Below are 11,965 nucleotides of genomic sequence, written 5' to 3'. Positions count from 1 at the left end.
GTTTCCTTTAATAGATTTAAGTAGTTATTAGGAAATCACGCGTAAATCAGGTTGTATGACATGGAAATTTACGCGCAAAAATAGCGGCGGCCGGGCCCAAATTGAATAAGGCCCTGGCTGGCTCGTTATATTCGGATGCTTGCCTAAGAAGTCCGATTAACATTTCATCCCTCGCGTACTGGGAGCGGCAGCGTGGTGCGCGTGCCATGCCGTCCCGTGCAGATATGTCGCCTGCAGATATGTTATCATTTCTTCCGAACATTATTCTGTTGGACGTGCTAACGGAGCCCTTAGATTTCAGGTATCGTCTTGTCGGCACGAAGGTGACATTGCAGATGCTACATACAGATAACACAGGGAAAACAATGCGTGAGCTTGATTTTAAAGGTCAAGGTCCCACAAGCAAGATTTTTAACAATTGCGTCAAGGTCGTGGAATCTCATCAACCGCTAGCTGGACAAACGCCCTACATTGGAAAAAACTCCGAATTCAAAGCCACAGAAGATATCATTATGCCGCTTTCTGAAGATGGGAAAGTTGTTAATATGCTATTTGTCACATGCGAATTTATTGACGAAATTTAAGAAAGTAATTGGCAGTCCGGTAGATTAATCAATTTTCCTGAAAAAACACGACAAACTAGGAATAAGTTCTGTTTTTAAGTATATATAGAGATACAAAACTATATTAATTGAAAAAATAAGGAACTAAGACTGATATCTTTCCAGTATAATAGCCCTATTCTCTTTCTTGTTGATGAAAGCAGTTCTTATGGCTCAATCGGGTACCAAATCCCTCCGCAATAAAATTTGTCGCGCCTACCTTGCAGACGAAACGGATACAGTTTTGAAATTGGCCAAAGGGTTGGGTTTGGATGCTGCCGCCCGAGCAGCAATTGTGGAGGATGCAGCCGATCTTGTTGAGGAATTGCGCCGTGCCAACAATCCCGGGGTAATGGAAACCTTTTTGAGTGAGTACGGCTTGACCTCCGAGGAAGGGGTCGCCTTGATGTGCCTGGCCGAAGCATTGTTACGTGTTCCGGACGACATCACCATAGATGCTTTGATCAGTGATAAAATTGCGCCGGCGGATTGGAGTAAACATCTCGGTAATTCCGCCTCACCTCTTGTCAACGCATCTACCTGGGGGCTCATGCTAACGGGAAAGGTAATTCACCCCATCGCGAATAGTGATCGGGATATTGGTATTCAGCTCCGTCGTGTGATCAAGCGTGTAGGTGAACCCGTCATCCGTAAGGCTGTAAGCCAGTCGATGAAAGTTTTGGGCCACCAATTCGTTCTGGGACGAAATATTGACGAAGCGAGGGCGCGGGCGCGGGGGATGGAAGATAAGGGCTATACCTACTCCTATGATATGCTGGGGGAAGCGGCTCGAACTGCTGCTGATGCCCAAAAATATTTTATGGCATATTCAACAGCGATTTCAAGCTTGTCAGCAGGATGTACAAGCTCTGATATTCGAAGCAATCCGGGAATTTCAGTTAAACTATCTGCACTCCATCCGAGGTATGAATATACCCAGAAAAATCGGGTAATGAGTGAGCTCGTTCCGCGCCTTTCCAGTCTGGTTTTTCAGGCAAAGAACGCCAACATGGGATTTAATATTGATGCCGAAGAAGCAGACCGTCTTGATTTATCTCTTGATGTGATAGAAGCCGTTCTTTCCAATCCGGATTTGGCCGGTTGGGACGGCTTTGGAGTTGTCGTACAGGCATACGGTCCACGAGCCAGTTACGTCCTCGATTGGTTATATAAGTTGGCGATGGATCTCGATCGCCGAATAATGGTTCGGCTGGTAAAAGGAGCCTATTGGGATACGGAAATAAAACTCGCCCAAGTAAATGGATTTGAGCGGTATCCTGTATTCACCCGCAAGGCTTCTACAGATGTTAGTTATCTTGCTTGCGCTAAAAAACTCCTCGGTATGACGGACCATATTTACCCTCAGTTTGCGACCCATAATGCGCATTCTGTCAGTGCTATTTTATCGATGGCAGCGGAAGAAGGGTCCTATGAATTTCAACGCCTGCACGGGATGGGGGAAGGGTTGCATGATCTCGTTATGAGGCAGCGTAAAACGCGTTGCAGGATTTATGCACCTGTCGGTATTCATGAAGACCTGCTGGCGTATCTGGTCAGGCGCTTGCTTGAAAATGGTGCAAACAGTTCTTTTGTAAACCAAGTTCTGGACACGGATGTTCCGGCTCGAGAGGTTGTCCGAGATCCGGTGTCCGCAGTCTTTGATTATCCCTATATACCAAATTCAGCCATCCCTGTACCGGCCAGCCTATATGGCGATAATCGACGAAATTCACTAGGTATCAATTTCGCAGATTCTTCTGTGCTACACGATCTGGAGACGCTTAAAAACACCTTTGAAAATCATCAATGGGAAGCATATCCGTCTATTGATTGTGAAAAGCTGGCGGGGAATACTTACGACATATCTAACCCTGCGTTACGGTCCGATATTGTTGGCCGTTGTCAGGGGGCAACCGTTACACAAGTTGAAGATGCGATGGCCTGCGCGTTAAGCGTTGAGAAAAATTGGAGTGAAACACCGGTTCAGGAAAGAGCCAATATTCTTGAAAAAATCGCGGATCTTTACGAAGAAAATCGTGTTGAACTTATGGCTTTACTTGCCCGTGAAGCAGGGAAGTCTGTATTCGATGGTATTTCAGAAGTCCGCGAAGCGGCCGATTTTTGTCGCTACTACGCGATGCGTGCACGCAAGCAAATCGATCAAGGAAATCATCGGGGCCGGGGTGTCTTTGCGTGCATATCTCCTTGGAATTTCCCCCTGGCGATTTTCACGGGTCAAGTTGTCGCGGCCTTGGTTGCAGGAAATCCAGTACTGGCGAAGCCGGCAGAACAGACGCCTTTGATTGCAGCCCGGGCCGTGCAGTTAATGTATGAAGCAGGTATACCGACCCAGGTTCTACAGTTCCTGCCCGGCGATGGTGCCACCGTTGGAGCTCAATTGGTTTCGCATCCTGACCTCAAGGGGACTTGTTTTACCGGCTCCACCGCGACCGCCCAGATTATTAATCGCGCGATGGCCGATAATGCGGCGCCGGAGTCACCTCTTATCGCTGAGACAGGTGGCTTGAATGCGATGATTATCGATTCCAGCGCACTACCTGAACAAGCGGTGCGAGATATCATCGCGTCTGCCTTTCAAAGTGCGGGTCAAAGATGTTCTGCCTTGCGTGTTTTGTATCTTCAGGAGGATATCGCCGACAAATTGATTGAAATGTTAAAAGGGGCCATGGACGAATTAGTTATAGGGAACCCATGGGATATTGCCGTTGATGTGGGCCCGGTTATTGATACTGATGCCAAAGCAGTGATTGATGCGCATTGCCAAAAATTGGAGGAGGAAGGGCGGCTTATCAAAAAACTCGAGATTCCGGAAGATCTAACTGACGGCACATTTGTTGGGCCCGCCGTTTATCGAATTGATGGCATTGATGCATTAAAGCAAGAAATATTTGGACCGGTCCTGCATGTCATAACATTTGCCGCCGACAATGTTTCGAAAGTCGTGGATCAGATTAACGCGACAGGCTACGGGTTGACTTTAGGCATTCATACCCGTGTCGATACGCGTGTTCAGGAGGTTTGTGATGCCGCACATGTGGGTAACCTTTATGTAAATCGCAATCAAATTGGGGCAGTTGTCGGTGTACAGCCTTTTGGCGGCGAAGGGTTGTCGGGGACAGGGCCAAAGGCAGGCGGGCCACATTATTTACGCCGGTTTATGACTGGAAAGCCACCCATTGCATTGTCGAACCCGTTCAATTCCTCTAAGGCAGTTTCTCCAAATAGAGAATATGTCTGGAACATGTTTGAAAAATCGGCACGGGCTCAACTGGAGTGGCAAAACCGGTTAGATCGTCGACAGGTTTTGGAAGAAATAGCACTGACTCCGCAAAGTGAGATAGGGCAGATCATGCAAAAAGTTCTGGTCACGTCGAAAGACTATGATCCGTCTCCAAAAAACCTTACGGGACCGACTGGTGAGAGTAACAGGCTATCTTTGTACGGACGTGGAAATATTCTTTGTTGCGGTGACAACGCATTGGCCCATGCTTCGGTGGCGTTGCTTACAGGAAATGCTGTCATATTGCTGGAAATGTCAGAAGAAGCTGTGACGTATAAAGAGGCATTGCTGGCATTAGAGGTGCCGGACAATTTAGTACAGATTTTGGATGCAGACCTTACGCCCGAGTTAGTAGAATGCATGTCCCCTCTTGCAGGAATAGCGCTTTCAGAAAACGGCTCTGAAATACGTGACATCCGGATTGCTTTATCCAGGCGACCTGGTGCGCTCCTTCCGCTGATCCAAGATTGTGACATATGGCAAGATTATGTGATTGAGCGAGCCATTTGCATTGATACAACTGCCTCCGGTGGGAATACAGCTTTATTGGCAGCAACGGAAGGCTGAATTCATAAGCCTAATTCAACTTCATGCAATTTGCGTAATATGTTGTTGTGGCGGGCCAGTCGGAAAAAACGCCCATTACACCAACCTCTTGCGCCAAGATATGTAGGACAACCATCATATCCCCGTCGTTATTGATGGCTTCTTTAACTGTGTTGAAGTACCAGCCACCACCATTTTCAAGAGGGCCAGATCGCTCTAATGTCCAAGTAATAATATTCAGCCCGGCTTTCTTTGCTTCGAGTGCGTAAGCGGACGGGATAATGGCACCGTCGTCTGACAAATCTAGTAGCATCCATAATGGAGGGGCAATTATTTTCACACCTTTGTCACGGAGCTCTGCCATCGTTGGCTGAAATGTGCTTGGATCCCTGGGATTTATGGCATTTCCTCTGTAGCGACTGTCAAGAAATACAGCTTGTTTGCCAAATTCCGGCTCATTTTCAATCCAGTAAAGGACATCGTTCAAATCGAACGACTGCAAGAATACTCGGGAGGGGTCGATTTTTGCAGCCTTGTATTCATTTACCAGAGATTGGGCATAGTCCTGTTGGCTGAAATTGCCATTGTAAGGCATGGCAACAGAGGCGGATTTTAGCTCTGGTGTAAATTTCAATCCAAGTTCGTTAATTAGCTTGATACTTTCCTTATGCGTCATCAATGTTCCCTTGGGCGCATACAAGTCCGTCCGCCAGTTGGCTGTTCCTTTCAGATACTCATCAACGGTCGCCGCCTGTGCGTTGGCACCGTCCATCTTTCCTCGGAGAGTCCTAAATTCGGCAAGCGAGATGTCTGATGTGCAACATTTAGCGGAAGCTTTTACGCCGTTGCCATCTGCGGGGCTAAAGGGTTGGCTGCATTTTGCTGCCAGCTCCGGCTTACTGAGGATATCTGTTGTGAGATGCAGGTCACATTGGGAATGGCGGCAGACAAGTTCCTTGTCTTTCGTAAAAGTAGCGTCACATTCGATTATACCGGCACCCATTCGGGCGGCCGCCAAGTATGATTCTTTAGTATGTTCAGGAAACTGAAGGGCAGCGCCGCGATGGCCGATAGAGAAATCCGATGTGAAAAATGGCCCGGTCTTGCACTGCAAAAGCTGCTCTTTGAGTGGGCTTGGATCCATGTCGTCGATCAGGTAAAGGGGACGAGGGCCTAAATGAACAGGTTCTTCAGCTGCATTTACTTCGGTCAGATATCCGGTTTGAGACAGAACAACCAGGCATCCAAGAAGTGTGGACAGCAATACTCCTGTACGGGTGAGGGGCATTTAATTTTCCTTCTGCATGAGCAACAAATTAAGCTTAGAACGAAATTGCTGTGGCGAGGTATCACTTTTACGACAGCTTGAATAATTGCCCTATATTTAGGTCTTACGCCAGTACATAAGAACTGGTCCAGCAATGGCGCAGGCTAGGCCAACCAGAAACAGGCTTGAAAGATTTTCATCTAAGATAATGGCACTGAAAGCTGCCGCCATAACGGGTGCAATGGGCACGTAAATTGCGGCTTGACTGGGGGAGAGCATTTCAAGACCCCAGTTAAAAAGAAACAAACTAAATGCTGCTGCGGGACCAGCTAGATACAGAAGCCACAGCCAATCATGAGTCGAGTAAGCAAATATGTTATTCGGAAATCCCTCATATAGCGCAAAGGGAAAAACCAATGCGCTACCCGCCGTCATACCGATCACGGTTAATAGAAGAACAGGATAATTCCTGAGGAGGCGGGCAGAGAACGCATTGTAAGTGGCGCCGCAGCAAATGGCGAGAAAGAACAAGATTTCGCCAAGCCAGCTTCCGCCTGACTCTCCTTCCTCAAAAGCTTTCTCACCGATGGCAAGCGATACACCGGCAAAAGAGAGAAGAGCCGCGAATACTTTGAGTATACTGAGCGTGTCCCGCCCGGAAACCGTTGCGATCAACATGGTCACGATGGGTATAAGCGCGAATATGACGGCTCCGCGAGAAGCCGAAATATCCTGTAATGCCGTATTGACAAAAATATGAAACAGTCCGAATTGCAAGAACCCCAGGAGAATTACGATCAGAATTATTTGCGGCGGAAGTTTCGGTGGTTTCAATCGCCACAAAAAAGGAAGTAGGAGAAGTACGGCAAATCCATATCTTATGAAACCCAGCGTCGCTGGGCTTTCATTTGTCATCATAATTGAGCGCACACCAACAAAAGAAAGTCCGAGCATCACGACGGATACGAGCAATGCCAAATGTCGTAAATAGAGAGACGGGGAAGGCGCGGTACTCATCACATTGTATTCTTCCTATGCAATACCAAGCGAGTACATTGTGTAGGTACCTAGACCCATAGTTGCGATGCCAATTGTCATTTGCAACCCATTGTAAGCCCAGGTCATGGCATGTGCGGAATAACGTAGAGGAATGGCGATTACGAATGAAAGTGTCGCCATGCCAACAATCGATCCAAAGCCAAATAATGCAATATATAACAATCCAATGATCGGGCTTTCTATCGTTCCGGCGATCAAAAGGATCAATGCTGCAGATCCTGCCAAGCCATGCATAATACCGACGGCGAATACCCGAGTGGAAAAGTTTTGCTCATGATTATGGTGATGGGAAGATTGTTGATGAGCACCTTCTCCGCGATGGGAATGTGCATGTATGTGAACTTCAGAATCTTCATGCTGATGAAGGTGAAAATGAACGCGTTCCTTTATTAGGCGCCGAATAACATCGGCACCCAGAAGAACAAGCATAACTCCAACAGCAAACTCCAGCCAATGAGCCAGCGTATTTGGAACCGCTTTGTCCATTAATATAATGATCAAGCCAACCGCGAGTAACGCAACCGTGTGTCCGACACCCCAAAGCGCCCCTCGTCGGATTGTTCGGATCATGGACTGATTGCGAGACGCCATACTTGCAACAGCGGCGACATGATCTGCCTCCAATGCATGTTGTAGGCCGATGAGAAAGCCGATCGCTAGAATTGAAATCATCGAATAGTCCGTATTTTTACACTCGCAAGCGAGGTAGGTTCATTGTAGAGGATGCTTGTATATCTGCTGGTGATGTATTGATTAGTATAGATCACCGTCCGGCACCCGCCAGCAGTATTTTCGATAACTGCCACTAATTTTCGAAATGCCAGCCGGATTGAGTCAAATGACATGATGAAGGGGCCGTGCGGACGTCAAAATTGCTCTTGGAAATTTCTATTTTGAGCGGAAGGACATTGCCAGGTTACTGTATGTATGGTCCGACGTGACCTCTTTTCCAACCCAGTCAGGCAGAGAGACCTGCGCATCAAGTGATGCCAGTTCAATTTCAGCGATGACAGGAATATTGGAAGGGTTATGGAATACATCAATCTCCCAAATCCTTTCATCTGCCCCCTGTACGATATATCTCGTCTTTTGAATAATGGATCCGGTCGCGTGATCTATTTGTGCTTCAACATCCTGTACAGGTACAGCGTACTCATATTCGTCGCGTGCGAGAATTTTGTCGGAAACGGACGCATATTTAATGGTCAGAAAACCCTTGTCGCCTGCTATTCGGAGGCGAACAGAGGGGAATTGACCTTGGCCCGTTAGATAAAATTGAGTAATTTCGGTTGATGACAGTGTTTTCGATTTCCAGGAGTCGTTTTTGACGAAAAATTTACGCTCAATTTCCATCTGCAGTATCCTTTTCGATAACGGTTGAGCAACCTGTCAGTTTGTCTCCCATCAGTCCGAAAATGTCTGACGCTCTATCTTGATATGATAAAGCTATCTTTTCCGGCGGCTTTGCAACCATTAGTCCGTTTTTCTCCTGCGCAAATTCGAATGAAAACGGAAAGCTTGGATAGAGGCCAATCCTGAGGTCAGTGATACTCAGTTTTCCGTCTTGTTCCGCATAAGTGTAAAATCCATCTGTAAACCACTCTAACCTTTTGACGGAAGCTGGGACATTTAACATTCGAGTTGCAGATTTTTGACGAGACGTTGAGATGACATTTTCAACGCCACAATTACCGATTAAACTTACAAGACCTGTGGAAAACCTATCATCGGAAATTCCTGACACCTGCCAGAGTAAAATATTAAAGGGTGTGGGTTGAACATGAATGCGCATATTCTGGAATACAGGATCGGCTGCAGCCCGTGATGCCACAACCGCGTTACCAGCAAAGCCAATCGCCAGATAAGCGCTGCTAGCGGCCAGCAAAATTTGGTTTACTCTAAATCCGCCACCGCTGGTTTTTCGAGCGAAAAACATCGTTAGAACACCAGCGAGCAATAGAAGAGTGTAAACCGGATCAATGATAAAAATCGACGGATGTGCAATGGGAGGTCCGGCATTCAAGGGCCATAAAATTTGCGTGCCATAGGTTGTCAGTGAATCGAGTAAACTATGAGTTATCAATGTCAGCCACACTGTGAAGAAGAGCATCTTCTTGTGTATCCATGTCGAGGGAGCAATTTTGCCGATGATAAAAGCAATGACCGGTGTAAAAGCTGTCTGGACTAGAATGGAATGGCTAAACCCTCGATGATGTGTCATATCATCAATGGCATTCCCTAAAGGAATAAAGCTGTCGAGATCAGGTAATGTGGCGACAAGCCCGCCAATAAGGAGCGATTTTGCGCCAATTCGCGGGCCCAAAAGGGCGCCAGAAATACTTGCGCCAAGAACGAACTGCGTAACTGAATCCATGAACTACTTTCTTTTGCTGCATTCGCGTTCACAACAGAATTGAATTTTGGCTGGGAACCTGAGATAACAATGTACCAGTATGTTTCCCGCAATCCTACAAATAGGGTGTGGACGCTGTTTCGGCCAACAAAAAACGAATGACCTGCCAAATTGCGCCATCCACCTGATTAACGAAAGTATCTAAATGACATTACCTCATATCGCGCTTGCCCTTGCGATCAGTGTTATATGGGGACTTACCTTTGTTGCATCGAAAATAGGATTGGATCATTACTCTCCTTTATTTTTTACGTCTTTACGATTTTTGCTTGTTGCTGGCCTTTTGCTTCCATTCCTGCGGGTTGTAAAAGGAAGCATGAAATCGGTTCTCTGGATTGCCGTCACAGTTGGAATTTTCCACTTTAGTTTCATGTATCTCGGAATTGAGGCCGCGGGTGGTGTTACGGCTGTTGCGATTGCCAGTCAAATGATTGCCCCGTTTTCTCTATTGCTCGCAGTTATCTTTTTGAAAGAAACTATTGGCTGGCGTCGTATTCTAGGAATTGTTTTGGCTTTTACCGGCGTTATGGTACTTGGGTTTGACCCGGTCATATTTAGCCAGATCGAAGGGGTAATCCTCGTGACTATTGCCGCTTTGTTTATGTCTGTCGGTCTTGTCCTGATGCGACAGATAAAGAATGTTGGCACGATGAATATGCAGGCTTGGATTGCCACAATATCCGGGCCGCCTTTACTTTTATTGTCATTGGGAACAGAAACAGGTCAATGGGCTTCAATTTTGGCGACAGATTGGGAAGCTGCTGGTGCCATCGCCTTTATCGTCGTCATAACCACCATTATTTCACATGGTAGCTGGTATTATCTATTGCAGCGCTACCCGATTGCTGTGCTGACGCCGTTCGGATTGCTCGCGCCGATTTTTGGTGTGGTATTTGGCGTGATATTCTTTTCCGAACCAATTTCTGTAAAATTCGTTTTGGGTGCATCAATTACCTTGGTTGGTGTTGCCATCATCAATATGAGAAATGCCGGAAAGAACAAGATTTTAAGTCAAGAGCCCGAATTTTGAGAGAGGTAATCTAGCGATTATCATCCAGGAAAATCTTCAACCGATCCAAAAATCCGAAAAAATCCCGTTTTTCCCATTCATGCCATCCGTCAAACGTATTTTGCATGCCATGCTCAAGTCGGTTTTTGGCCTCAAAGTGAGCCGCCTTGCCCGTTTCAGTTAAAAACAGTGTTTTGGAGCGGCCATCTTTCGGGTTTTCCTCCGTACGCAGAAAATCCTTCGACAGCATTTTTGCAATTGTTTTTGTGATACCTGGCTGCGGTTGTTGCATGGCCGCTGCTATGCCCGATACCGTTTTGCCTTCATCTGGCCGATGGCTAAAGTGGTTCAGCAGAATAAACTGCGGTGGTGGCACGTCAGTATCCTCTAGCAGTTGACGCATTTTGGTTTCCGTCAACTGCTGAATGATGCCGATCCAGTTGATAATCCGGAAGTCCGTGGAAGGGATATCCGCTTTCTGATCATTTGAAGGCTTTTTCTTTATCTCGTTCATCCCATAACTATATCAGGCAATTTTCTGCGTGGGGAGGGGGAAACGGGCTCCTGATAACCTAAACGATAAAACATTTGGACGGTTTCTTGGCCACTTATCTGCAAATGTTCTAGGAACGCGGTTTGGATGTCCTGCATTTCTGGATACTCCTGGAGAACCTGACTAACAGGGTGCATGGCAACACCTGTCGCCGTGGCCATAAGGTTCAGCCGAACATATGTGCGACCGACGTTAACCTCTGCGGTTCGACTATTGTCCGCTGTCGTCAGCCAGCCCATGTTATATGTTCCTTCAACCCAGCCCATGGCGTAGTCGATGCCGCCTTGATATGCCATGGTCCCGGGGGTCATCGCTTTTTCCGGGGTCATAAGGTCGAGGCGTTTAAGCCACCAAAAAAGAGGACCATTTAGATCGATACCATCCGGGTTTTTTGCTATCTCTTCCGCGCCAATCCGTGTTCTTTCGATGCTTTCAAGCAAGGTACGAGGGGTGGTCATTTCCGTTAAAATAGCCTGTCGTGCGAATTCCCGAAGTGGAACAATGGTGTCTGAGGTTGTTGCGAATCCAACTCGCTCACCGCCATTAAGCGGCAGGGCGGATAAGGCGGTAAGATCTTCGTGCGAAAGATATTTCTCCTCATATCCTTCTTTATTCGAGCGCCGTTTGGTGATTTGGGTGAACAGAGGGTCAGGCGCAATTGCGGCCTCTTTGAAAATCTTGATTTGAGCCACTGGCGCTTTTGCAATATCAAGTGTCCCATCGGCGGGTTCCCCTTGCGGAAAGATGGAGATGTCCGCTCGATAGCTTTTTTGACGCGCGGCGATACTTAGAAGTTCTAAAAATGTGCCCTGACCAATGAGTATTTGTCTGCCATATGGGTCTGTTTCCGGTAACAACCGCGTCGGATCTACAAACAGTGTAATTTCATTTTCCCTGGATAGATCGACAAGCCAAGGCTGCATGTTATGCGGATTTGGTGCCAGCATTGCATAGCTTAGCATCCATTCTCTGTCGCTGAGATCCGCCGCAGGACCCTTCCAGGGCGCGATTGCACTATCAGGCATTTGGTCACAGCCCGTAAGTCCAAACCCGCCTGCTGCCAGTACCAAACCACTTCCGCCAATTGTCCTGATAAAACTGCGTCTATTCATATTCTTTCTCCAGTCAATTATATATTCCTAAGAATATAATATATAAATTCCTAGGAATATAAAGTGATGGAGATCACATACCCTGATATTTGAAGTTAGCTCT

10 protein-coding genes and 1 pseudogene are annotated in these 11,965 nt (G+C 46.9%); 4 read left to right on the top strand and 7 right to left on the bottom strand.

Annotated elements, in window-relative coordinates; genetic code table 11:
- Positions 1 to 206 precede the first annotated feature (206 nt).
- From NBZ79_RS19765 to putA, 3 genes and pseudogenes are all read left to right on the top strand, one after another.
- A pseudogene (locus tag NBZ79_RS19765) lies at positions 207 to 299 on the top strand (hypothetical protein); the annotation flags it as partial.
- A gap of 66 nt (positions 300 to 365) precedes the next feature.
- The gene (locus tag NBZ79_RS16980; RefSeq protein ID WP_251933754.1) at positions 366 to 584 is read left to right on the top strand and encodes a hypothetical protein; all 219 of its coding nucleotides are present in this window, start codon (positions 366 to 368) and stop codon (positions 582 to 584) included.
- 187 nt (positions 585 to 771) lie between these two features.
- Positions 772 to 4,470 carry a bifunctional proline dehydrogenase/L-glutamate gamma-semialdehyde dehydrogenase PutA gene (gene putA, locus NBZ79_RS16975; protein WP_251933752.1) on the top strand — a complete coding sequence of 1,233 codons (3,699 nt, stop codon included), beginning with the start codon at positions 772 to 774 and terminating at the stop codon, positions 4,468 to 4,470.
- A gap of 10 nt (positions 4,471 to 4,480) precedes the next feature.
- Here putA and NBZ79_RS16970 read toward each other — a convergent pair whose 3' ends face one another.
- The 5 genes from NBZ79_RS16970 to NBZ79_RS16950 all read right to left on the bottom strand — a co-directional run bounded on the left by NBZ79_RS16970 (position 4,481) and on the right by NBZ79_RS16950 (position 9,149).
- On the bottom strand, positions 4,481 to 5,737 hold the full coding sequence (locus tag NBZ79_RS16970) for a glycerophosphodiester phosphodiesterase family protein (protein WP_251933750.1): 1,257 nt from the start codon (positions 5,735 to 5,737) through the stop codon (positions 4,481 to 4,483).
- Positions 5,738 to 5,833: 96 nt separating this feature from the next.
- Positions 5,834 to 6,733 (bottom strand): DMT family transporter, encoded by a 900-nt coding sequence (locus NBZ79_RS16965; RefSeq protein WP_251933748.1) that lies wholly within the window; start codon positions 6,731 to 6,733, stop codon positions 5,834 to 5,836.
- Between the two features lie 15 nt (positions 6,734 to 6,748).
- Positions 6,749 to 7,447 carry a HoxN/HupN/NixA family nickel/cobalt transporter gene (locus tag NBZ79_RS16960; protein WP_251933738.1) on the bottom strand — a complete coding sequence of 233 codons (699 nt, stop codon included), beginning with the start codon at positions 7,445 to 7,447 and terminating at the stop codon, positions 6,749 to 6,751.
- A 216-nt stretch (positions 7,448 to 7,663) separates the two neighbouring features.
- Positions 7,664 to 8,128: a CYTH domain-containing protein gene (locus tag NBZ79_RS16955; RefSeq protein WP_251933736.1), complete on the bottom strand. Its 465-nt coding sequence runs from the start codon at positions 8,126 to 8,128 to the stop codon at positions 7,664 to 7,666.
- Positions 8,118 to 9,149, bottom strand: coding sequence for a metal-dependent hydrolase (locus tag NBZ79_RS16950; protein ID WP_251933734.1), 1,032 nt, complete (start codon positions 9,147 to 9,149; stop codon positions 8,118 to 8,120). The genes NBZ79_RS16955 and NBZ79_RS16950 overlap by 11 nt, the downstream gene beginning before the upstream one ends.
- Positions 9,150 to 9,333: 184 nt before the next feature.
- On the opposite strand from NBZ79_RS16950, the gene NBZ79_RS16945 reads away from it, so the two are divergent.
- Positions 9,334 to 10,218, top strand: a complete 885-nt coding sequence (locus tag NBZ79_RS16945) for a DMT family transporter (RefSeq protein WP_251933732.1) — start codon at positions 9,334 to 9,336, stop codon at positions 10,216 to 10,218.
- Between the two features lie 10 nt (positions 10,219 to 10,228).
- Here the strand turns inward: NBZ79_RS16945 and NBZ79_RS16940 are convergent, their stop codons facing one another.
- Positions 10,229 to 10,711, bottom strand: a complete 483-nt coding sequence (locus NBZ79_RS16940) for a MarR family winged helix-turn-helix transcriptional regulator (RefSeq protein WP_251933730.1) — start codon at positions 10,709 to 10,711, stop codon at positions 10,229 to 10,231.
- Positions 10,708 to 11,862: an Acg family FMN-binding oxidoreductase gene (locus tag NBZ79_RS16935; RefSeq protein ID WP_251933729.1), complete on the bottom strand. Its 1,155-nt coding sequence runs from the start codon at positions 11,860 to 11,862 to the stop codon at positions 10,708 to 10,710. The genes NBZ79_RS16940 and NBZ79_RS16935 overlap by 4 nt, the downstream gene beginning before the upstream one ends.
- Positions 11,863 to 11,965: the final 103 nt, after the last annotated feature.

The organism is Sneathiella marina, from assembly GCF_023746535.1.
Classification (GTDB): domain Bacteria; phylum Pseudomonadota; class Alphaproteobacteria; order Sneathiellales; family Sneathiellaceae; genus Sneathiella; species Sneathiella marina.
Note: the sequence above shows the minus strand (reverse complement) of the source record. Positions and strands in the feature narration are given on the sequence as shown.